General features: G+C 65.0%; 23 protein-coding genes and 1 pseudogene. 9 read left to right on the forward strand and 15 right to left on the reverse strand.

Annotation, left to right across the window (positions count from 1 at the left end):
- The first annotated feature begins 266 nt into the window (after nucleotides 1-266).
- Entirely contained in the window at nucleotides 267-845 is a 579-nt protein-coding gene (locus LRS09_RS17905) for a hypothetical protein (RefSeq protein ID WP_257808223.1), read from the forward strand.
- Between the two features lie 448 nt (nucleotides 846-1,293).
- Here LRS09_RS17905 and LRS09_RS17910 read toward each other — a convergent pair whose 3' ends face one another.
- Together LRS09_RS17910 and LRS09_RS17915 are read right to left on the reverse strand one after the other, a co-directional pair.
- Nucleotides 1,294-2,166: a bile acid:sodium symporter family protein gene (locus LRS09_RS17910; protein ID WP_257808225.1), complete on the reverse strand. Its 873-nt coding sequence runs from the start codon at nucleotides 2,164-2,166 to the stop codon at nucleotides 1,294-1,296.
- Between the two features lie 210 nt (nucleotides 2,167-2,376).
- Nucleotides 2,377-3,141, reverse strand: a complete 765-nt coding sequence (locus tag LRS09_RS17915) for a L,D-transpeptidase (protein WP_257808226.1) — start codon at nucleotides 3,139-3,141, stop codon at nucleotides 2,377-2,379.
- Nucleotides 3,142-3,347: 206 nt separating this feature from the next.
- Here LRS09_RS17915 and LRS09_RS17920 point away from each other — a divergent pair, with 206 nt between their 5' ends.
- Nucleotides 3,348-3,986 carry a DNA-3-methyladenine glycosylase I gene (locus LRS09_RS17920; protein ID WP_257808227.1) on the forward strand — a complete coding sequence of 213 codons (639 nt, stop codon included), beginning with the start codon at nucleotides 3,348-3,350 and terminating at the stop codon, nucleotides 3,984-3,986.
- Nucleotides 3,964-4,383, forward strand: coding sequence for a DUF1801 domain-containing protein (locus tag LRS09_RS17925; RefSeq protein ID WP_257808228.1), 420 nt, complete (start codon nucleotides 3,964-3,966; stop codon nucleotides 4,381-4,383). The genes LRS09_RS17920 and LRS09_RS17925 overlap by 23 nt, the downstream gene beginning before the upstream one ends.
- 49 nt (nucleotides 4,384-4,432) lie before the next feature.
- Here LRS09_RS17925 and LRS09_RS17930 read toward each other — a convergent pair whose 3' ends face one another.
- Nucleotides 4,433-4,894 (reverse strand): hypothetical protein, encoded by a 462-nt coding sequence (locus LRS09_RS17930; RefSeq protein WP_257808229.1) that lies wholly within the window; start codon nucleotides 4,892-4,894, stop codon nucleotides 4,433-4,435.
- Between the two features lie 8 nt (nucleotides 4,895-4,902).
- Nucleotides 4,903-5,136 (reverse strand): hypothetical protein, encoded by a 234-nt coding sequence (locus tag LRS09_RS17935; protein WP_257808230.1) that lies wholly within the window; start codon nucleotides 5,134-5,136, stop codon nucleotides 4,903-4,905.
- A 176-nt stretch (nucleotides 5,137-5,312) separates the two neighbouring features.
- Between LRS09_RS17935 and LRS09_RS30380 the strand changes: the two are divergent.
- The 4 genes and pseudogenes from LRS09_RS30380 to hisG form a co-directional block, all read left to right on the forward strand.
- Nucleotides 5,313-6,031 (forward strand): annotated as a pseudogene (locus tag LRS09_RS30380) (ATP phosphoribosyltransferase regulatory subunit); the annotation flags it as partial.
- A 29-nt stretch (nucleotides 6,032-6,060) separates the two neighbouring features.
- A complete protein-coding gene (locus LRS09_RS30385) occupies nucleotides 6,061-6,855 on the forward strand; it encodes an ATP phosphoribosyltransferase regulatory subunit (protein WP_374684924.1) in 795 nt (264 codons plus the stop codon).
- A gap of 235 nt (nucleotides 6,856-7,090) precedes the next feature.
- Nucleotides 7,091-8,200, forward strand: a complete 1,110-nt coding sequence (locus LRS09_RS17945; RefSeq protein ID WP_257808231.1) for an ATP phosphoribosyltransferase regulatory subunit — start codon at nucleotides 7,091-7,093, stop codon at nucleotides 8,198-8,200.
- Complete coding sequence (gene hisG / locus LRS09_RS17950; protein WP_257808232.1) at nucleotides 8,197-8,886, forward strand: ATP phosphoribosyltransferase; 690 nt, start codon at nucleotides 8,197-8,199, stop codon at nucleotides 8,884-8,886. Before LRS09_RS17945 ends, hisG begins: the two co-directional genes overlap by 4 nt.
- Here the strand turns inward: hisG and LRS09_RS17955 are convergent.
- From LRS09_RS17955 to groES, 9 genes are all read right to left on the reverse strand, one after another.
- A complete protein-coding gene (locus tag LRS09_RS17955; protein ID WP_257808233.1) occupies nucleotides 8,883-9,305 on the reverse strand; it encodes a DoxX family protein in 423 nt (140 codons plus the stop codon). The genes hisG and LRS09_RS17955 overlap by 4 nt on opposite strands.
- Before the next feature lie 106 nt (nucleotides 9,306-9,411).
- Nucleotides 9,412-9,843, reverse strand: a complete 432-nt coding sequence (locus tag LRS09_RS17960; RefSeq protein ID WP_257808234.1) for a DoxX family protein — start codon at nucleotides 9,841-9,843, stop codon at nucleotides 9,412-9,414.
- 125 nt (nucleotides 9,844-9,968) lie between these two features.
- Nucleotides 9,969-11,360 (reverse strand): class II fumarate hydratase, encoded by a 1,392-nt coding sequence (fumC, locus tag LRS09_RS17965; RefSeq protein WP_257808235.1) that lies wholly within the window; start codon nucleotides 11,358-11,360, stop codon nucleotides 9,969-9,971.
- A gap of 125 nt (nucleotides 11,361-11,485) precedes the next feature.
- A complete protein-coding gene (locus LRS09_RS17970) occupies nucleotides 11,486-12,553 on the reverse strand; it encodes a GGDEF domain-containing protein (RefSeq protein ID WP_374684856.1) in 1,068 nt (355 codons plus the stop codon).
- A gap of 248 nt (nucleotides 12,554-12,801) precedes the next feature.
- Nucleotides 12,802-12,981, reverse strand: a complete 180-nt coding sequence (locus LRS09_RS17975; RefSeq protein WP_257808237.1) for a CsbD family protein — start codon at nucleotides 12,979-12,981, stop codon at nucleotides 12,802-12,804.
- 70 nt (nucleotides 12,982-13,051) lie between these two features.
- Entirely contained in the window at nucleotides 13,052-13,579 is a 528-nt protein-coding gene (locus LRS09_RS17980) for a GNAT family N-acetyltransferase (RefSeq protein WP_257808238.1), read from the reverse strand.
- A gap of 5 nt (nucleotides 13,580-13,584) precedes the next feature.
- On the reverse strand, nucleotides 13,585-14,157 hold the full coding sequence (locus LRS09_RS17985) for a helix-turn-helix domain-containing protein (protein ID WP_257808239.1): 573 nt from the start codon (nucleotides 14,155-14,157) through the stop codon (nucleotides 13,585-13,587).
- A 258-nt stretch (nucleotides 14,158-14,415) separates the two neighbouring features.
- Nucleotides 14,416-16,059, reverse strand: coding sequence for a chaperonin GroEL (groL, locus tag LRS09_RS17990; RefSeq protein WP_257808240.1), 1,644 nt, complete (start codon nucleotides 16,057-16,059; stop codon nucleotides 14,416-14,418).
- A 60-nt stretch (nucleotides 16,060-16,119) separates the two neighbouring features.
- Nucleotides 16,120-16,416: a co-chaperone GroES gene (gene groES / locus LRS09_RS17995; protein WP_257808241.1), complete on the reverse strand. Its 297-nt coding sequence runs from the start codon at nucleotides 16,414-16,416 to the stop codon at nucleotides 16,120-16,122.
- Nucleotides 16,417-16,715: 299 nt separating this feature from the next.
- On the opposite strand from groES, the gene LRS09_RS18000 reads away from it, so the two are divergent.
- On the forward strand, nucleotides 16,716-17,522 hold the full coding sequence (locus LRS09_RS18000) for a DUF2189 domain-containing protein (RefSeq protein ID WP_257808242.1): 807 nt from the start codon (nucleotides 16,716-16,718) through the stop codon (nucleotides 17,520-17,522).
- 3 nt (nucleotides 17,523-17,525) lie between these two features.
- Here LRS09_RS18000 and LRS09_RS18005 read toward each other — a convergent pair whose 3' ends face one another.
- Both LRS09_RS18005 and LRS09_RS18010 read right to left on the reverse strand, forming a co-directional pair.
- On the reverse strand, nucleotides 17,526-19,472 hold the full coding sequence (locus tag LRS09_RS18005; protein WP_257808243.1) for a TadE/TadG family type IV pilus assembly protein: 1,947 nt from the start codon (nucleotides 19,470-19,472) through the stop codon (nucleotides 17,526-17,528).
- A gap of 128 nt (nucleotides 19,473-19,600) precedes the next feature.
- Nucleotides 19,601-20,785: an EAL domain-containing protein gene (locus LRS09_RS18010; protein ID WP_257808244.1), complete on the reverse strand. Its 1,185-nt coding sequence runs from the start codon at nucleotides 20,783-20,785 to the stop codon at nucleotides 19,601-19,603.
- Between the two features lie 189 nt (nucleotides 20,786-20,974).
- Between LRS09_RS18010 and LRS09_RS18015 the strand changes: the two genes are divergently transcribed.
- On the forward strand, nucleotides 20,975-21,835 hold the full coding sequence (locus tag LRS09_RS18015) for a TIGR01459 family HAD-type hydrolase (protein ID WP_257808245.1): 861 nt from the start codon (nucleotides 20,975-20,977) through the stop codon (nucleotides 21,833-21,835).
- Nucleotides 21,836-21,838: the final 3 nt, after the last annotated feature.

The raw sequence follows: 21,838 nt of genomic DNA on the forward strand, positions 1-21,838 counted from the left end.
ATCTTCTGGACTGGGCTTACTTTCCTCATAGGGGTCATCATCTTCGCAGTTGAGATGCTTGAGCGTAAGTCGAGAATATCGTCTGAGACGAGAGACAACATCCAAGCCGGTATAGAAGGCGGGATATCCCCCAAAGGGGGTTGTGGGACGTGTTCTCGTCCGACGGGAGCGATGGCGGCGGAGGTGACGGTGGTGGCGACTAGGTCGTGATTGTCGTCCGATAGCTAATCCACATAGGCTCGATGGGGCCGGGAAGGATAAACTCGGTGACTACCGAGGAATCGAAAGTATCGAAGGTTCTTGACCTCCTCAAGCAAGGAAGCCCTGACACGTTTCAGCAGCGGTTTCGATCTGCGGAGCGTCTGATGTTCGACGAGCGAGGCGACGATACGGCTTTCTTGTGTCGTCTCCTTGCGCGCGCGATCGCAAGCGACGAAGAATTCCCGAATGCGGACACCCTGTTGGAACGGGCAGTTTGCCGCGTTAGCGAGAACGAGCTGAGACTGCTCGCAGACATGATCCTCAAGTCGGGCAAGCATATTGAAGATCTTTACGGACTGCCCGCCGTCGTAGCCTCCCAAATTCCAGAGGCCTTTCCGATCGAGGTGTTGCTGCAATTGTATGACTATCGTGGGTGGTTCCAGTCAACGAATCCACTCGCGATACAGAGGGCGTGGCATCTCGTATTCGCTGACCCATTAACCTTTGCGGCCGACATTCCGACCCATGGAGAGCATCCGACTTGGCGCTTGCCGGCTACCGGCGAGACATTCTTGGTCGGAGGCAAATCGAGCGCGCACTGCACTTCATGCGGGCATCCGAGGGGCACATCTGGTCACTCTTAGCCCCGTTCCGGAAGGTCTAGGCCTGTCGCTGAACAAACTCACTCTCGAGACGTGCGCAAATTGCTCAGGTCAGATCTTCTTCTCGCACAGTCCAAACGGAACACTGGAACAGGTGGGACCTCCTCCTGACCCTGGCTTAGATTTTTGCGAAATCTATCCGTTGCCCGTTCGAGCCAGGTTCGCTCCGACGCCGCAGCGATGGACCCGGCAAAGTTGGGCATCGGGGCGTCAGAATCTCTTTCGCTTCGGTGGTCTTCCTGCATGGGTTCAATGCCCCGAGATTCCAGTTGTGCCCGAGACAAACCGGTCGATGAGGTTCCTTGCACAATTCGACTCGTTCCTGGGCGCCGAGGGCGGCGAGACCTTCCTTTGGGGCAGCGGCGGTATGCTGTATGTATTTTGGGACGAAGAGACACGCACGAGCTGCACATTTGCGCAGTGGACCTGACTATTCGCTCACCATCCGCCTCCGCCTCCGCCACAGCACGAACGGGATCGTCACCAGATACATGGTGATGCCGTAGACGCCCGACGGCAGCGAGAACGGCGGCAGGCCCGATGCCTGCTCCGCGATCAATGTGCCGACGGTGATGCCGACCGTCGCATTATGCACTCCGGTTTCGATCGAGATCGCCGTCGCCTCGCCGCGCTTCAGGCTGAAGATCCGTCCGACCACGAGGCCGAAGCCGAGCAGGATGATGTTGAGCAGCACGAGGCTCGGGCCGAGCAGCAGGAGGTTGTCGACGAAAAGCCGCCAGTTCGAGGCGAGCGCGCCCACCACCACCACCACGAACAGCGCCAGCGCGATCATCTCCAGCGGCCGCTCGATCGCCAGCGCGAGGCCGGTCGCGAAGCGCCGCAGCAAAAGCCCCAGCACCGCCGGCAGCGCGGTGATCAGGAACATGGTGAAGCCGAGCGAGGTGATGTTGATCGGCGGCGCGGCCGCGCCCATGAAGTGCCGGGCGAAGAATGCCGCGAGCAGCGGCATCGTCACCACCGCGATCAGGCTCGTCGTGGCGGTCAGCGACACAGCGAGAGCTACGTCGGCCTTCGCCAGCTTGGTCATCAGGTTCGACGTCACGCCGCCCGGGCTGAGCGACAGGATCATCATGCCGACCGCCAGCTCCGGCGACAGCTTGAAGGCGAGCGCCAGCGCATAGGCTACGGCCGGAATGACCACCAGCTGCGAGAACGCACCTAGCGCATAGGCCTTCGGCTGCGTCACGACGCGGACGAAGTCCGCCACCGTCAACCCCAGGCCGAGCGAGAACATGATCACCGCCAGCGCGAGCGGCAGGAACACCGTGATGAGACTGTCCAACGATCCCCTCCCTGATCGGCCGGAAGCGTCCGGCACGACAAGGCTTAGGCAAGATCGGGCGATTCCGCAATCGTATGAGCAGCGTCTCGCGGCAGCACCCGTCCAAAGCAAAGGGCAGCGCGACGGCGATCGCGCTGCCCTTGTCGCCGCGGGTTCCCCCGCCGACGCGGCCGCCCCCGTCCCCTGACGCGGCCTATCCCCTCTCCGGGATCACATGACGATGACCTTGGTCCCCACGTTCACCATTTCGTAGAGCTCGATCACGTCCTCGTTGCGCATGCGGATGCAGCCCGAGGAATTGTTGGTGCCGATCGTCCAGGGCGCATTGGTGCCGTGGATGCGGTAGAGCGTCGAGCCGAGATAGAGCGCGCGCGCGCCGAGCGGGTTTGCCTCGCCGCCGGCCATGAAGGCGGGCAGGATGCGGCCCTTCTTCTTCTCGCGCTCGATCATCTCCGCCGGGGGGCGCCAGTCCGGCCAGGTCCGCTTGTTGCTGACGATCTCGGTGCCGCGCCAGTCCATGCCTTCCTTGCCGACGCCGACGCCGTAGCGCCGGGCCTTGCCGTCGCCGCGCACGTAGTAGAGGAACTTGGACTGCTGATCGATGATGATCGTGCCCGGCTTTTCCTTGCTCGGATACTCCACCTCCTGCGGCAGATAGACCGGGTCCATCTGGAACTGCTTCTTGGTCGGAGCCGGAACGGCGGCGGTGCGCAGGTTGGGGTCGACCGCCCGGCGCTGCTCGGCGCGCCTCAGCTCCCGCAGCCGCGGCTGGTTCATCGCGATGCTGCGCCGCTCCACCGGTGCTGCGACGCGCCGCCCGTCCGGCGCGCGCTTCAGCTGCATCACCCAGGGCGCGGACAGGTCCGGCGAGACGACGAGCGGCGGGCGCTCCGAATAGCGGCTCTGGGCCGCGGCGGGCTGGGCGGCGAGTGCGGCGGCGGTCGCCGCGCCGGCAAGCAGGAGGATACGCAACATCACACTTTTCACTCTCGTTCTGGCGGCACATGATCGGCGGGACGAGCACCGAAACTGTCAGGAGCGTGCATCGCGACCGGTAGCAAAAGGTGAATCGGAATTGATAAAAGGCCGTCGATCGCGGAAACCATTTGGTGTGGTTACCGGCCGGTTCAGGAAAATGGTGAACGGCCGGTAAACCGGTTGTGGCAGGGAAAGGGCGTCGGATGGCGGAATTGGCGGGCGGGCTGATCGAGGGACCGGACGGCGTCGTGCGCTGCTCCTGGCACGGCAACCTGCCGGACTACCTGCACTATCACGACCACGAATGGGGCCGCCCGGTCGCCGACGATCGCCGCCTGTTCGAGAAGCTGTGCCTGGAAGGCTTCCAGTCGGGCCTGTCCTGGCTCACCATCCTGCGCAAGCGCGACAATTTCCGCGCCGCCTTCGACAATTTCGACCGTGAGAAGATCGCACTCTACGGCGAGGCGGATGTCTCGCGCCTTCTCGCCGACAAGGGCATCGTGCGCCATCAGGGCAAGATCCGCTCGGTCATCAACAATGCAAAGCGCGCCGGCGAGCTGATCGACGAGGCCGGCTCGCTCGCCGCCTTCTTCTGGCGCTTCGAGCCGGGTGAGGCGGAGCGGCCCGAACGCATCGACCTCGAACATCTGCGCGCCAATCCGACGACGGAGGTGTCGAAGAAGATCTCGAAGGAGCTGAAGAAGCGCGGCTGGAGCTTCGTCGGGCCGACCACGGTCTATGCATTCATGCAGGCGATGGGCCTGGTCAACGACCATATCGAGGGCTGCGTCTGCCGGCCGGCCATAGAAAGGGAACGCCTTGCCTTCGTTCGCCCCCGTTGAGCCGGGTGCGGCGGCGTATTTCGCGGCCTTGCCGAAGCAGGCCGGCGACGAACTGCTGCGGTTGCGCGAACTGGTTCGCCGCGTCGCAGAGGAGACTGCGGGCGTCGGTCCGCTCGCCGAGACGCTGAAATGGGGCGAGCCGTCCTACGCGCCTGCGAAGGCCGGCATCGGCAGTTCGGTGCGGCTTGCCGCGCTGCGCGACGGCCGCGTGGCGGTGCATTTCATCTGCCACACTGGACTCGTCGGGCGCTTCCACGAGCTCTATCCGAATGTCTTCGACTATCAGGGCAAGCGGTCGATCCTGCTCGAGCCCGGCAGGCCGCTGGACGAACAGGCGCTGTCTCATTGCGTGGCGATGGCGCTGACCTATCACCGCGACCGGCGCTCTTCCGGCTGAAGAAAAACGCCCCCTCCGCCGATCCTCGGGCGGATCGGGAAGGGGGCGATTATCCGGCCCGGGGCAAAGAAGGCCGGAATTCCGATGGCGCGCGGGCGCCTATTTCTCGTAGCGGCCCTTGTAGCCGCTGCCGCCGATGTTCCAGACCAGTGCGCTGCCTTCGACATCGAGCACGATGCCGGTGAAGCCGCGGCTGTCGGGCGTGTGCCGGCCGCTGACGCGGCTGCGGCCTGCGGGGTACCAGCGAGATCTTGCTGCCGTCCTGCGCCCAGCAGCCCTTGCCGTACTGGTCGTTGGCGCCATAGGCGAGCATGAATTCGAACGAACCGTCCTTGCGCAGCAGGAGTTCGGAACCGACCTCCATCACGCCGTTGAGATAATAGTGGCCCGCGAGCCGCTCGTGGCCGCCGCGGCAGCCCACCGTGGCGGCGACGCCGGTCTGCGAATGCACGCAGGCCGCGGCGGTCGCCAGCAGCGCGGAGAGCAGAAGCAGTTTCGCAGCGTGGCGCATGATCGCCCTCACGCCGGCAACGAAGCGCCCGACAGGGTCAGGCTGGTCAGGACGACGATCACGCAGGCGAAGACCGGATAGAGCGCCAGCATCGAGGTGCCGAACGCGCTGCCGGTGGCCATCTCCGCCAGCCGCGGGTCGGCGTCCGGCGAGAAGGCGCCCGGCGCAGGCGAGTGCGCTGTGGTGGTCTCGGCAGCGGGGCGCAGCGTGCGTTCTTCAGGGGTGATGGTCTCGGTGGTCATGGTCGTCGTCCGAATGTCTTGCTGTTCTTTTCAGTGAGTCGTGTTTCAGGCCGATGGCGCGGGGGAGGGGAGATGTAACGCTCCCTCCACCGCCTTGCCCCTCCCGCATCGATCCGCTAGGACACGCCCGCGCGGGAATCCGCGCGTAAAGCCCAAGAAAACACGCGGAATTCCCGATGGCCGACAAATCGCAGAAGATGCTGGCGCGCACGCCGCGCGGCTTTGCGGATCGCACGCCGGAGGACATCCGCGCGGTCGAGCAGATGATGGCCAAGATCCGCGCCGTCTACGAGCTCTACGGCTTCGAGCCGGCCGACCAGCCGCTGATCGAATACACCGATGCGCTGGGCAAATTCCTGCCCGACCAGGACCGGCCGAACGAGGGCGTGTTCTCCTTCCAGGACGACGACGAGCAGTGGCTGTCGCTGCGCTACGACCTGACCGCGCCTATGGCGCGCTACGTGGCGGAGAATTTCGAGCGGCTGCCGAAGCCGTTCCGTTCGTACCCGGTCGGGCTGGGTGTTCCGCAACGAGAAGCCCGGCCCCGGCAGGTTCCGCCAGTTCATGCAGTTCGACGCCGACACGGTCGGCACGCCGGGCGTCGCGGCCGACGCCGAGATGGCGATGATGATGGCCGACGTGATGGAGGCGCTGGGAATCAAGCGCGGCGACTACGTCATCCGGGTGAACAACCGGAAGGTGCTCGACGGCGTGCTGGAGGCGATCGGGCTCGGCGGCGAGGAGAATGCCGGGCGCAGGCTGACGGTGCTTAGGGCGATTGATAAGGCCGATAAATTTCCTCCGGAGGAGGTGCGGAAGCTATTGGGTGAAGGCCGCTGGGATGGCGGAAAGGAAGGTGAAGGCGATTTCACCAAAGGGGCGGGTTTGGATGATAACCAGATCACCCGATTGTCTGGCGCATTTATGTATCTGCTGCCGAACGAGAACCAGGATCAAGCCGACTATTTTGAGGAGTTCTTCAGGGATTTTCGGTCCACCGTGAGCGGTTCAGAAAGAGGCGAAGAAGGAATCTTTGAGCTTCAGCAGATATCCGAACTCTGCATTGCAGCGGGATATAATCGAGACCGCATCCGCATCGATCCCTCCGTCGTCCGCGGCCTCGAATATTACACCGGCCCGGTCTTCGAGGCCGAGCTTCTGGCGGAAATCCCCAACGAGGACGGCCAGATCGTTCGGTTCGGCTCGGTCGGGGGCGGCGGGCGGTATGACGGGCTGGTGTCGCGCTTCCGCGGCGAGCCGGTGCCAGCGACGGGGTTCTCCATCGGCGTCTCGCGGCTGATGTCGGCGCTGAAGGCGCTGGGCAAGCTCGACACGTCCGACACGATCGGCCCGGTCGTCGTGCTGGTGATGGACCGCGACACGGAAAGCCTCGGCCGCTACCAGAAGATGGTCTCGGAGCTGCGCCAGGCCGGCATCCGTGCGGAAATGTATCTCGGCGGGTCGGGCATGAAGCCGCAGATGAAATATGCCGACCGGCGCGGTGCTCCTTGCGTGGTGATCCAGGGCGGCGACGAGCGCGCCGAGGGCGTGGTGCAGATCAAGGACATGGTGGTGGGCGCCGAACTCGCGGCGAACATCGCGGGCCACGACGCCTACAAGGAAGCGCGGCCCGGGCAGGTGACGGTGCCGGAGACGGAGCTGGTCGCCACGGTGCGGGGGATTCTCGAGGCGCAGCGGGCGGAGAAGATGGGTGGCTGAGGCTTTGGCCTGGCCGACCCCCCTCTGGCCTGCCGGCCATCTCCCCCTCAAGGGGGAGATCGGCTGTCGCGAGCGATTTCGCCAATCGCGGACGTTGCCGTTCTGTCGGCTTGCGGGTTCAGGATTTTTGTCCGTCACAGGTTGAGGCAGGTGCCGAAACTGCCAATCTCCCCCCTTGAGGGGGAGATGGCCGGCAGGCCAAAGGGGGTGCGTTCACGCGGCGCATTCGTCGAGCATGACCGCGCTCGCCCAGTCCATCCTCTCCCTCTTCGCCGAGCGCGGCGCGCAGATGATTGACGTGCCGATGCTGCAGCCGGCCGATCCGTTTCTCGACATCGCGGGAGAGGACCTGCGCCGGCGCATCTTCCTCACCGAGAGCGAGACGGGCGAGACGCTGTGCCTAAGGCCCGAATTCACCATCCCGGTCTGCCTCGATCACATCGCCAACCGCGCCGCCACGCCGCGCCGCTATGCTTATCTCGGCGAGGTGTTCCGCCAGCGCCGCGACGGCGAGAGCGAGTTCGTCCAGGCGGGGATCGAGGATCTCGGCGATCCGGACACGGCGCGTGCCGACGCCCGCTCGCTCGCCGACGCGCATGCGCTGCTGGCGATGGCGCTGCCTGGCCTGCCGCTGGCCGTGACGCTCGGCGACCAGACCGTGTTCGAGGCGGTGCTGGCGGCGCTGGGCCTGCCGCGCGGCTGGCAGAAGCGGCTGGCGCGCGCCTTCGGCTCGGCGGAGATGGTGAAGGCAGCCCTTGCCGACCTCGCGGACCCGCCTGCCGGCCGCGGCCTTGCCGGCGAGGCAAACCTGATCGCGGCTTCCGGCGACCGCGCCGCACTTGCCGCCTTCATCGAGGGCGAGATGCGCGAGGCGGGCATTTCGCCGTCGGCCGGCCGCACGCCCGAGGAGATCGCGCGGCGGCTGATCGAGAAGGCCGAGCTGTCGCGCCTGCGGTTGACGCCAGCGCAGCTCGACGCGCTGAAGACCTTCCTCGCGATTCACGTGCCGCTGGCCGAGGCATCGCCGGCGCTCGCCCGTTTCGCAGCCTCCTCCGGCATCGTGCTGGGCCAGGCGCTAGACCTGTTCTCGGCCCGCGCCGACGCGATCCTGTCGAACGGTCTGAAGGCGAAGGACATCGCCTATGACGCGGCGTTCGGCCGTCCGCTGGACTATTACACCGGCGTCGTCTTCGAGATCGCGACGCCCGGCGGGCCGCGCCCGCTGGTCGGCGGCGGCCGCTACGACCGGCTGCTGACGCTGCTGGGGGCCGAAAGGCCGATCCCCGGCGTCGGCTTCTCCGTCTGGCTGGACCGGATCGAGAAGGCGCGGGAGGGCAGGGGATGAGCATCACCATCGCGCTGCCCTCGAAGGGCCGGATGAAGGACGACGCGGTCGCGAGCCTGGCGAAGGCGGGGATCGAGGTGCTGCCGACTACCGATGCGCGCGCCTACAAGACCCGCGTGAAGGGCCGCGACGATGTCGAGGTGGCGTTCCTGTCGGCCTCCGAGATCGCCCGCGAGCTGGCGCAGGGCACGGTCGATCTCGGCGTCACCGGCGAGGACCTGGTGCGCGAGGCGGTGTCCGACTGGTCGGCGCGCATGGGCATCGAGGCGCGGCTGGGCTTCGGGCGGGCGGATGTGGTGGTGGCGGTGCCCGAGGTCTGGTTCGACGTCTCGACCATGGCCGACCTCGACGACGTCGCCGCCGATTTCCGCCAGCGCCACGGCCGGCGGCTGCGCATCGCGACCAAATACTGGCGGCTGACGCAGCAGTTCTTCTCGCAGAAACACGGCATCCAGGTCTACCGTATCGTCGAAAGCCTCGGCGCGACCGAGGGCGCGCCGGCCGCGGGGCAGGCGGACGTCATCGTCGACATCACCTCCACCGGCTCGACGCTGAAGGCCAACCGGCTGAAGATCCTCGACGACGGGGTGATCCTGGAATCGGAAGCCTGCCTCGTCTCGTCGAAAAAGGTGCGCGGCGAGGCGGACGCGGCGACGCTCGCCGAGGTCGTCTCGCGCTTCGGCTAGCCGTTCTCGGCCAGCGGCGACACCTTGTTGCGCCGCTTGAGCCACGCGTCGAGCGACAGGACACCGCCGCCTAACAGCGCGACGAGGATCAGCCCGCCGGCCACGGCGATGTCCTTGAGCAGCATCTGCTGGTGCGTGAAGACATCCGTCGTCTGTCCATAATGGCCGACATAGGTGGCGAACAGGCAGAAGGCGGCGAGCACGGCGGCGACGATCCGCGTCTGGAAGCCGACGACCAAGAGCGCGCCGGCGGCGATCTCGAACAGCGCCGTGACGATCGCGACCAGAAAGGGCACCGGCAGGCCAAGCCCGCCGAAGTAGGCCGAGGCGCCGGGCAGATCCATCAGCGCGCCGTAGCCGCTGGCCAGGAACATCAGCGCGATCATGATCCGCGCCACCAGAAGGCCGGTATTGGTCATGGAAGCCGTCTCCCCCAACGGAATGCGACGGACTTTACGCCTTTTCCCCACGAACGAAAACGCCCGGCGCGAGGCCGGGCGTTCGAGGCAGGGAAGGAATGCGGGCTTAGGCGACCTTGCCGAGGCGGGCGTCGACCGACAGCGCGCCGGGGCCGGAGGCGATCAGCGCCAGAAAGCCGCCGGCGATGGTCAGGTTCTTCATGAAGATGAGCTGGTTCATCATCGACAGCATGCCGTTGGCGGCTTCCGGGAAGTCCGGGATGGCGATCGGGCCGAAATGGAACCAGAAAGCGGTGAAGGCGCAGAACAGCGCGAGCAGCGCGGCCGCGATGCGGGTCTGGAAGCCGACGAGGATGGCGATGCCGGTCAGCGTCTCGAAGATGGCCGAGAGCCAGGCGAGCAGCGTCGGGGCGGGGAGGTTGACCGAGGCGATGTAGCCGGCGGTGCCTTCGATCGAGCCAAACTTCTGCAGGCCGGCGGCGATGAACATGAATGCGAGCAGGATGCGCGCGACGAGGAGAAGGATGTTGCTGTTCATGGAGTGGATCTCTGTTGAGGACGTCGATCCACCCCATACAAGCTTCGCCGACGGCTGGCAGGCCCCCGCGCGCCTGACTCAGTGTTCAGTGAAAGAGAACAATCACGAAATTTTGTTCACAGGCCTCAGCCGGGGCTGATCATCAGCTCCGGCCGCACGATGCGGTCGTAGTCGGAGGCCGAGACGAGGCCCGTCTTCAGCGCTTCCTCGCGCAGCGTCGTGCCGTTCTTGTGCGCGGTCTTGGCGATCTTGGCGGCATTGTCGTAGCCAATGGTCGGCGCGAGCGCGGTGACCAGCATCAGCGAGCGGTTGACACCCTCGCGGATGTTGTCCTCCCGTGCCTCGATGCCGACGACGCAGTTGTCGGTGAAGGACACTGCGGCGTCGGAGATGAGCTGCACCGACTGGAGGAAGTTGTAGGCCATCACCGGGTTGAACACGTTCAGCTCGAAATGGCCCTGGCTGCCGGCGAAGGTGACGGCGGCATGGTTGCCGAAGACATGGACGCAGACCTGCGTCAGCGCTTCGCACTGGGTCGGGTTGACCTTGCCCGGCATGATCGACGAACCGGGTTCGTTCTCTGGCAGCGACAGCTCGCCGAGGCCCGCGCGCGGGCCGGAGCCGAGGAAACGGATGTCGTTGGCGATCTTGAACAGCGCTGCCGCGGTGGCGTTGATGGCGCCGTGCGAGAAGACCATCGCATCGTGCGCGGCGAGCGCCTCGAACTTGTTCGGCGCAGTGACGAAGGGCAGCTTGGTGATCTTCGCGATCCGCTTGGCAACCTTCTCGTCGAAGCCGATCGGCGCGTTGAGGCCCGTGCCGACGGCGGTGCCGCCCTGCGCCAGCTCGTAGAGGCCCGGCAGCGTCGCCTCGATGCGCTTGATCGACGAAGCGACCTGCGCGGCATAGCCGCCGAATTCCTGGCCGAGCGTCAGAGGCGTGGCGTCCTGGGTGTGGGTGCGGCCGATCTTGACGATCTTGGCGAACTTCTTCGACTTCTTGTCGAGCGCCTTGTGAAGGTGCTTCAGCGCCGGGATGAGGTCGTGGACGATCCGCTCCGCGCAGGCGACATGCATGGCGGTCGGATAGGTGTCGTTGGACGACTGGCTCATGTTGACGTGGTCGTTCGGATGCACCGGCTTCTTGGAGCCCATCTGCCCGCCCAGCATCTCGATCGCGCGGTTCGAGATCACCTCGTTGGCGTTCATGTTCGACTGCGTGCCCGAGCCGGTCTGCCATACGACGAGCGGGAAGTGCTCGTTCAGCTTGCCGTCGATCACTTCCTGCGCCGCGTCGACGATCGCCTTGCCGATCGCGGGGTCGAGCCGCTTCAGCTCCATGTTCGCCTCCGCCGCGGCGCGCTTGACGATGCCGAGCGCGCGCACGACCGACATGGGCTGCTTTTCCCAGCCGATCTTGAAGTTGCCGAGCGACCGCTGCGCCTGCGCGCCCCAGTATCGGTCCGCCTGGACCTCGATGGGTCCGAATGTATCGGTCTCGGTGCGGGTCTTGGACAAGCGGTCTCTCCAGCGTTCTGCAATGACGTGTGCGACGTATCCGCTGGACGCCGTGCGTTCAAGCGGTCAGGCCGGGGAGAGGCACGACAAAATCGTTTGAAAGAGATGCGGCCGCCGACGGCGGCCTAATCCTTGCGGTAGATGAACCAGTTCTTCCGCGCCTTGCCGTCCACGAGGGACGAGTGGCGGGTGATCTGGTTGCGGCCACTGACCTTCGAGGCATAGAGCGCGCGGTCGGCCTTGATGTAGAGATCCTCGGGGCCGGCGGCCTCCGAGGCCATGCAGATGCCCAGGGAGATCGTCACCGGGCCGCAGCTCATGCCCGTGTCGGTGCTGACGAAGGGGGCAGCCTCGATCGCAGTGCGGATCGCCTCTGCCACCCGCGAGATGCCTTCCTCGCTCATGCCCTCGCCGATGATGGCGAATTCCTCGCCGCCGGTGCGTGCGACGAACATGCCGGGCTGAACATTCGAGCCGATGATATCGGCGACGATCTGCAGGATGCGGTCGCCGACGGGATGGCCGTGGCGGTCGTTGAAATCCTTGAAGCGGTCGATGTCGGCGATGATGAGGGCGCTGAACATGCGGCCCTTCTCGCTGTCGTAGATCGAGGCGAGGGCGCGGTCGAAGGCGCGCCGGTTCCAGATCTGCGTCAGCGGGTCGGTGTCGGCGAGTTTCTTGTATTCCTCAAGCGTGACCTTGACCTTCTCGAGCTCTGCCGACTTGTCGATGATCGACGTCTCGATCTGGCGGCCCTGTTCCAGGGCAATTTCGGTGGCGGCCGACATGATGCCGACGATCCGCAAGAGGATATCCTGTGTGATCTGGCTGTTGAGCCCGCCGGAGGTCTTGCCGAGAATGCTGCCGTATTTCTCGAGCGAGGAACGCTCGCGCCGCAAGAGCGACATCACCTCCTCGATCTTCGTCGCGACCTGATCGCGCGCTTCCTCCAGCACGTTCCGGCCGTTGGTTCCGGCGAAGTATTTCCGTCCAATCCCGTCCAGCTGGTCCTGCGTCGGCATGGGGCCGAGCGCGCGGACATCGTCGCACAGCGCGTCGTTGGAACCGGTGCAAATCTCGTAGAAGATCTCATAATTGCGGGGCAGGCCGATGATGCCCATCTGGCGCATCGTCATCGCGATCTTCGTCGCAATGTCGGCTGGTTGAAAGCTGTTCGCCGCTGCCGTCCGCATATTCGCCCCGATGTTTCGCGTCCGGGTTGAAAGGCCGTACCGTCCCTCAGGCCCGGCGGCCATAGACCCGCGCGCTCAGGTCCGTCCCACACCGGATCTGCCGCTGCGTGAACATCTAAGGTATGCGCGCTAATATGCGGTTAATCTGCTGGTATCCCGAAGGTGCGGCCAGTGTGAAATGCGATTTTTCTGCAACTTATGGGGGCGGCGTGCAACGCCGCCCCAAATGTTCGTTCGCAGCGATCCGCTCAGAGAGCCTTCTTGACCTTTTCCTTCACGTCGCCGAACCCTTTCTGGATCTTTCCGGTAGTCTTCTCCGCCTTGCCCTTGGCCTCGGTGCTTCGATTGCCGGTGGCTTTGCCCACGGCTTCCTTAACGGAGCCCGTGGCCTGCTTGGCGGCGCCCTTGACCTGATCCTTATTCACCATGTCGCTTTCTCCCGGCTCCTGGATCGGAGCGCGACTGAAACGCGGCAGGCACCGCGCGGTTCCGGCACGGTCAGATCGGCTTGTACATAATCGTCGTCGAATCGAATTCTTGCCCCCTGGGATCGAGGCAGTAGCCGGGGATCACGCCGCTGGTGAGATAGCCGATCGATGCATAGAGCGGTTCGGCATGATCGCCCGTGCGCGTGTCGAGTGTGAGCAGACGGCGGCCGAGCGCCTGCGCCTCCTGCTCGACCCGCAGCATCAGCAGCCGCGCCAGACCACGGCGACGGAAGTCGGGATGCACCATCAGCTTGCGCACCTCCGCCCGGTGCGGCTGGTTGGGCGGCGTGTCGTAGTCGAGCTGGACGGCGCCGGCGATGCGTCCTCCGGCACGTGCGACGAGCAGGAGCAGGTTGCCGCCGTCGAGCCGGGGCAGAACCTTCCTCGCCCAGAAGTCCGCGCCGTCGGCCTGCGAATAGGGAAGGATGTAGCCGATGCTCGCGCCGGCATGGACGCAGGCATGCATCATCTCGCCCAACGCTTCGATGTTTGCAGCGACGTCGTCGCGTCCGAATTCCGTGATGGCGAAGTTTGTCATGGCGATCACGCGATAAATAGGAGGTATTTCGCGCCCGCGTCGACCGGCGTCTCGAACCGGCTTTCGCCGTGGAGCTGGTAGCGCAGGCAGTCTCCGGGCACGAGATCGTGGCGCTTGCCCTCGATCGTCAGTGAAAGCGCGCCTTCCCGCAGCAGGAGATGGTGTTCGAGGCCCGGGCGCGGCGGCAGGGGATAGTCGATGCGCGTGCCGGCCCGCAGTTCGCATTCCAGCACTTCTCCCGCTAGCGCCGCGGAGGGCGGCGACAGCGAACGGCGGACAAAGCCGGCGGCTCTGTCCTCCCAAACCGGCTGCGAGCCGGTCCTGACCAGCGGTTCGAACCGTTCCTCGACCATTCGCATCAGCCGCGACATCGTCAGTCCGTAGGCGGCGCACAGACGCCCCAGCGCCTGGGCGGTCGGGCTGACCTCGGCATTTTCCATCCGCGACAGGGTGGCCCGGCTGACCCCGCTCCGCGTGGCGAGTTCGTCCAGCGACCATCCGCGCTCCGTCCGCAGCGATTTCAGACGATCGGCGATCTGTCGGGCGAATGCGTCGTCTTGTAGGGAAGGAGAATCCATAAACGGGAAAATTTCCCAGATATGAGAGTATGTCAAGGGAGGGATTGCACAAGAGGGAACGCCCTCCTCGGCTTATGTCCGGGAAGGGCGTCCTGTGTCCGTCATCTTCTGTTGGAATCTCTTCCATCGTCTGATGGGACATCCATATAACGCCGGACTTTCCCGCCGGTTCCACGAAGCAACGAGATTTTTTCCGGCAAAACAAAAGGGCGGCCCTTTCGGACCGCCCTTCGCATTCCTGGCAGGTGACGGGACTTCTTAGAAGTCCATGCCGCCCATGCCGCCCATGCCGCCGCCCGGCATTGCCGGCATCGGGGCGTCCTTCTTCGGAGCCTCGGCGATCATGGCCTCGGTGGTGACCAGCAGGCCTGCGACCGAAGCGGCGTCCTGCAGGGCCATGCGGACGACCTTCGTCGGGTCGACGATGCCGAGCTGGATCATGTCGCCATACTCGCCGGTCTGGGCGTTGAAGCCGAAGGTGGCCGACTTGTTCTCGAGGATCTTGCCAGCGACGATGGAGGCTTCAGCACCGGCATTGGACGCGATCTGGCGGGCCGGAGCCTGCAAAGCGCGCTTCACGATGTTGATGCCGGCGTCCTGATCGGCGTTGGCGCCCTTGACCTTGAGGTTGGCCGAAGCGCGCAGCAGCGCGGTGCCGCCGCCGGGGACGATGCCTTCTTCCACCGCAGCGCGGGTGGCGTTCAGCGCGTCGTCAACGCGGTCCTTCTTTTCCTTGACTTCGACTTCCGTCGCGCCGCCGACGCGGATCACCGCGACGCCGCCTGCGAGCTTGGCGAGACGCTCCTGGAGCTTCTCGCGGTCGTAGTCCGAGGTGGTCTCTTCGATCTGCTGCTTGATCTGGGCAACGCGACCGTTGATCTCGGCCTTCTTGCCGGCGCCGTCGACGATCGTGGTGTTCTCCTTCTCGATGCGCACCTTCTTGGCGCGGCCGAGCATGTTGAGCGTCACGTTCTCGAGCTTGATGCCGAGGTCTTCGGAGATGACCTGGCCGCCGGTGAGGATCGCGATGTCCTCGAGCATGGCCTTGCGGCGATCGCCGAAGCCCGGAGCCTTGACGGCGGCGATCTTCAGGCCGCCACGCAGCTTGTTGACGACGAGCGTGGCCAGGGCCTCGCCTTCGACGTCTTCCGAGATGATGAGGAGCGGCTTGGAGGTCTGCACGACAGCCTCGAGCACCGGCAGCATGGCCTGCAGGTTCGACAGCTTCTTCTCGTGCAGGAGGATGTATGCGTCCTCGAGCTCGGCGACCATCTTGTCGGGGTTGGTGATGAAGTAGGGCGACAGGTAGCCGCGGTCGAACTGCATGCCTTCGACGACCTCGAGCTCGGTCTCGGCGGTCTTGGCTTCCTCGACCGTGATCACGCCCTCATTGCCGACCTTCTGCATGGCCTGCGCGATCATCTCGCCGATCTCCTTCTCGCCATTGGCGGAGATGGTGCCGACCTGCGCGACCTCTTCGGAGGTCTTGATCTTCTTGGTGGTCTTGGTCAGCGTCGCGACGACCTCGGCGACGGCGAGATCGATGCCGCGCTTCAGATCCATCGGGTTCATGCCGGCCGCAACGGCCTTGTGGCCTTCCTGGACGATCGCCTGGGCGAGAACCGTGGCGGTCGTGGTACCGTCGCCGGCGATGTCGTTGGTCTTCGAGGCCACTTCGCGCACCATCTGGGCGCCCATGTTCTCGAACTTGTCCTCCAGCTCGATCTCCTTGGCGACGGTGACGCCGTCCTTGGTGATGCGCGGAGCGCCGAACGACTTGTCGATCACGACGTTGCGGCCCTTCGGGCCCAGCGTGACCTTCACCGCGTCGGCGAGGATGTTGACGCCGCGGAGCATGCGCTCGCGGGCATCACGGGAGAATTTTACGTCTTTGGCTGCCATGTTCTTGCTCCTGGGCCATCAGGCCCGACTAAACCTGGTTGGAGAGTTACGGGCGATCGTTCAGACGATGATGCCCATGATGTCGGATTCCTTCATGATCAGAAGGTCTTCGCCATTGAGCTTCACTTCGGTGCCGGACCACTTGCCGAACAGCACGCGGTCGCCCGCCTTGACGTCCAGCGGAACCAGCTTGCCTGCCTCGTCGCGAGCGCCGGAACCGACGGCGACGATTTCGCCTTCCTGCGGCTTCTCCTTGGCGGTATCGGGGATGATGATCCCGCCTTTGGTCTTCTCCTCGGATTCGACCCGGCGGACGACAACGCGGTCGTGCAGCGGCCGGAACTTCGACTTTGCCATGTTCTTGATCCCTTGAGCGAAGCGGTTTGTAACGTCCGATGTTTCGGGCCGTCTGTTAGCACTCACCTATGGCGAGTGCTAACGTGGCGGTGAGATAGGCCGTCGCCATTTTCATGTCAAGGACCGAGGCCGCGATGACAGCGAAGCCGCACGAGACCGTGAGAGGACAGAACCGCTGCGGGGGCGTATGCTGCCAAATACTGCCGCGTTGATATGGCAGGCGGTAACCCGGCGATGGTTCGAGGGGGCGCCGTCGTCGCAAGGTCCGCTCCGATCCTTGGCTGTGAGGAGGAATGGCCATGACCGACTTCCACGTCTATGCCGGCGCCGAGCATACGATCGACCGTCCGCATGTCCGCAAGATCTCGCTGAATGATGTCCGCGAGGCGCTGCGGAAGGGGCTCGACGACTTCCGGGACAAGCCGTCCCATGTCGTGTTCATTGCGCTGATCTATCCGATCGTCGGCGTTGTGCTCGCCCGCTGGAGCTCTGGCGAGGACACACTGCAACTGCTTTATCCATTGATATCCGGCTTTGCGCTGATCGGCCCGTTTGCAGCACTTGGCCTCTACGAGATCAGCCGTCGCCGCGAGCTCGGCCTCGACACGTCGTGGCGCCACGCGCTCAACGTCGTCCGCGCGCCCTCCGTTCCGGGCATCGCGGCGGTGGGTCTGATGCTCGTCGCGCTGTTCCTGGCGTGGCTCCTCACTGCTGATGCGATCTACAAGGCGATCTACGTCGGGGACCGTCCGTCGACCATCGCAGCGCTGCTGGCCGACGTCATCGGCACGCAACGCGGCTGGACGCTCATCGTCGTCGGCAACGCCGTCGGCTTTCTCTTCGCGGCGGTCGCACTCGTCCTGACGCTGGTGGCCTTTCCGATGATGCTCGACCGCGATTGCGGCGCCGTGGCGGCCATCGAGACCTCGGTGCGTGCAGCTCTTGCCAATCCCGTGCCGGTCGCGGTCTGGGGTCTTGTGGTTGCCGCAGGGCTGTTGCTCGGCTCGCTGCCCCTCTTCGCCGGCCTGGCAGTCGTCATGCCGATCCTCGGCCATGCGACATGGCACCTCTACCGGGCGCTCGTCGCACCAGGGCGGGGGAGATGAGCCTCAGCCGACGATTCGGAGGTTGGACAGCTCGTCGGCGATCTTCCTGAATGTCTCGGCCAGATCGCCGCCCTTCGTGTTCCAGAACAGCTTCTCGTCGCGGATGCGCGAGAAGGACGCACAATTGGTGAGTCCGTCGATCTGCGCCTGCGTCGCGGCCTTCTCGGCCGTGGTTCCCTTGGTCGCGTCCAGATCGAGCGCGACCGTCATGATGATGACGTTCTTGCCCTTCGCGTTGGTGCAGGTCGTGGCGAGATGCTCGTCCATCGCCTTCGAATAGGTGGCGTTGGCGTAGTCCGTCTTCGTGATCGAATTGCTGGTGCCGAGGAAAAGGCGGCCGTAGGTGTAGGCGTTGGTGTAAGGCACGAGGTAGCCGAAGGCCGAATAGATTGCCTTGGAGCCGGCGAGATCGTTGCCGCCGTAGTTCCAGTAGGTGCCTGAATAGGTGTGCGCGGTGACGGAAGTCGGCGTGTAATAGGTGTTGGCGCCGTCGGTCAGCACGATGACGACCTTGTCATTGCCCTTCTCTGAATCGGCGCGGCCCTCGGTGAAGGGTTCTCCGCCCGAGACGGTGCGCCAGCCCCAGGCCAGCCCTTCCGGCACATTCGTCGCACCGTTGGGGGCCATCGCATCGATGGCCGCCTTGATCTTGTCGATGCCGGTCTGGCTCGAGACATCGACGAGGGGGGTGATGGGAGTGGTCGAGCAACTGCTGTTGGGGCCCTGGTCCAGTCCCATAGCTGCGGTGCCGGTGGCGGCCGGCGTGTAATATTTCGGCATATAGCGCTGGCGCACGGCGGCGCTGGAATTCGTCGATCCGTCCTTCCACCAGTTATTGTTCGCCGGGCGGCTGTTGCTGTCGGTCTGGTCGGTCTCGTCCGGCGCGAACATCGGAACGAACAGGGTCGCGGGAACCGAGCTGCTCGGAGTGGTATCGTTCGTGTTGTACGGATACGGGCGCGCCTCGACGCAGCCTTGCCAGGACGCGAAGCTGACCTGATCGGTGTAACCGACGTCTCTCGTGCCCCATGTCTTGCACGTCTTGCCGTCCCACTTGTATTCCACGCAATAGGACTCGGTTCCGGTTTTGACCCAAACCTGTCGCTTCATATCCTTGTAGAGCGTGAACCGGGTTACCACCTTGTCCTTCTCCGTCCCCCATCCGGTTCCGCGCTTGTAGTAGGCGCCGCCACTGAGCTCGACCTTCTTCGTCGAATCGGCCGCGCCCATCGTCGACCAGTCGAAATTCTCATGGTGGATCGGCGAGATGCCGGTGGTGTCCATCCAGGTGGACGTCTCGTGGCTCGACCCGACATTGACCGAGGCCGCGAATGGCACCAGCGAGAACTGCACCGGCTTGTCGACCTGCTTCATCTGAGCCGCCTGGGCCGAGATCGTGTCGACCAGCTGTTTGGCGGCGGCCTTGAGGAGATCGATGCGCTTTTGCCCGGAGCCCGTGCCGACAAAATCCATCGAGCCGGAATTGTCGAGGACGAGCGCGACCTCGAGCGTGTTCTTCAGCTTGATCTCTGTGCGCTCGGTGAAGTTGATCTTCGTGGAAGCGCCCGTGACGTGGTGGACCAGGTTTGTGAAAGGCGAGAAGAAATAGGGCCTGTACGTCAGCGTCGCCGACATTTTGAGCGTGCCGCCGCCGGTATTGTTCTGCGGCAGGACGACGGAAAGCGTGGTGTCGGCGGGATCGACGGCGTTCAGGTTTGCCTCGAAGAAATCGCCGGCATAGGCGATCAGATCGGCGTCGGACGCCCCGGTGATGGCCTGCCGCGCCGTCGCGATGCCGGCGGCGTCGAGGGCATTGAGAACGTCCACCCGCTGGCGGTTCATCTCGGTGAAATCAATGGCGAAAGCGAGACCGCCCAGCAACGGGACGGTCAGGATCGCCGTCATCATCGCAAACTGGCCGCTCTCATTCCTGCGGAAACGCCGGATCATCGTAAACCTGCCCCTACGGAGCCCTGGCTAGAGATCAGGATCGCAGAGAGCCGCTAATTTCCGGTTTTCCGGGTAGCTCAGAATTCTGCGCAGGGCTTGAACAGACGTTAACTATGTCTTGCCCGCTGTCATCGGGCGGGAAGCGTGGCCGGATCGCCGGAGACGGTCGGTTTCAGCTTGCGAGGCGGCGAAAAGCACTCGCCCCGCATCATGTCCACGCCGAGGTCGAGGAGAGCGACGGCATCTTCATCCGTGGCGACGTCGGTCGCGACGATGGTCATGCCCGACCTGGCGATGAGCTCGGCCAGATCCGCTCCCGCCACCGCCTTGCGACGGCCTCGCTCGCGGTCCAGCAGCCTGTCCGCGGCAAGCTTGACGATGCGCACGCCCTGTAGCTTGAGCCGCTCCAGACCGTTCTCCTCCGCTGGCCAGCCCTCGGCCGCAAGGGCCGCGCCCGATACGGCCAGCCTGACGATGCCGTGCTGGACGGGCTTGTCCTTGGTCGTGAAGAGCTCGGCGGGGATCGAGAAGATCAGCCCTCTGGCCAGCCCGGAATGCAGGTTGAGAAGGCCGCAGACCTCTTCGAGCGCCGCTTCGTTGCCGAGCAGTGCCGCGGAGACGGCGACGTGCAGCGGAAGCCTGGCGCCCTCGGCCCCGAGCTGGCGGCGGCTTGCATGCATGGCGGCCTTGACCAGCGCGAGCTCGAACGCAGCAAGGTCGGCCTGGTCGATCGCCGACGACAAACCCCGCACGATACGCTCGGACCTGTCCTCCAGCACGAGATGTGCAAGCACCTCGAAGCCAGCCGCCGCGCCCTGCGACACCGAGACGATCGGCTCCAGGCTGAGTTCGAGCTCGCGATCGGCCCATCCGGCGGGCAGCGACGTTCCGACTGTCGGCTTTGCCGCGGGCCTGACTTCGTCCGCTCCCCTTCCGGCCTCGTCACCGCAGCTGTTGGCCGGCGGAGCGTCCGTGGCTTCCGTCGAAGCACCCGGGCGGGCGTCGATCCGGTCGAGCATCCCGCCGATCTGCCGGTCGATCGTTGCGGTGAGCGACCCGAGCGTGAGCGAATTCCGTTCGTTGCCAGCCGCGAGCTCTTTGAGCGCGCCGTCGAGCGTGTGGGCGAGGCGGTCGATGTCGCCCTGCATTCGTTCGGCCTTGAGAAACAAATATGCCGCCAGCGCAGCCGTGACCGCGGCAAGTAGCAGCGTCACGAGAGTGAGGAAGGGCCAGAGCGCCGACGGGCCTGCGGCCGCGAGCGCCAGCCCGGCGCAGATGATAAGTGCCGCCGCGGTGATCGCGAGATATCGCATGCGCAGCTTCACGTGCCTCCGGGCGGTTTCCCGAACATCTCGCGGCCGCGGCGCCGATGTCCTGTCCTTAGGACATGTCGCATGAGGCCGGTTTCTTGTTAAGCGAAAGCTGGTGACAGGGTGAACCGGTTCGGTTAATCCGCTGCGGTCGCTTCTCGCGGCGGTGAAATCTCGTCAACCGGAGGCTCGATGGCCCATCGCGCGGACAGGATCGGCTCGCTTCAGGACATCGAGGGACGCTATGGCGTGATCCTCTCCGACGTCTGGGGCGTGGTCCACAACGGCGTGCGCGCCTTTCCGGACGCCTCGCAGGCGCTGTCGGCGGCGCGCTCTCGTGGACTGGCCGTGGTGCTGATCACCAACGCACCGCGCCCGCGAGCTGAGGTGCAGGCGCAACTCGACATCCTTGGTGTGCCGCGCGACGCATATGACCGCATCGTGACGTCCGGAGACGTGACGCGCGACCTGATCACGGAAGGCGCACGCAAGATCTTTCACATCGGTCCCGAGCGTGACCTGTCGATCTATGACGGGCTCGACGTGGAGCTCGTCGAGGAGTTCGAGGCCCTGACCGTCGTCTGCACGGGCCTGTTCGACGACGATACCGAAACGCCGGAAGACTATGCCGACATGCTGCGGCGCCTTCGCCAGCGCGACCTTCCCTTCGTCTGCGCCAATCCGGACATCGTGGTGGAAAAGGGCGACCGGCTGATCTGGTGCGCCGGGGCGTTGGCGCGCGACTACGCCCAGCTCGGCGGCCGCACCCGCATTGCCGGCAAACCGCACCGCCCGATCTATACCGCGGCGCTGCAGGCGGCCGCCGAGGTTCTCGGCCGAGACGTGTCCGAGCGCGACGCGCTGGCAATCGGCGACGGCGTCCTGACCGACGTCAAGGGCGCTGAACAGAACGGCATCGACATCCTCTACGTGACCGGCGGCATCCATGCGCGCGAATACGGCGAGACGCTCGAGCCTGATCCGGCCATGCTGGCCGCGTTCCTGGAGAAGCACGGCCGCCATCCCGTCGCCGTCATCCCGAGGCTGCGCTGACGC

It is taken from the genome of Mesorhizobium sp. J428, assembly GCF_024699925.1.
Classification (GTDB): Bacteria; Pseudomonadota; Alphaproteobacteria; order Rhizobiales; family Rhizobiaceae; genus Mesorhizobium_A.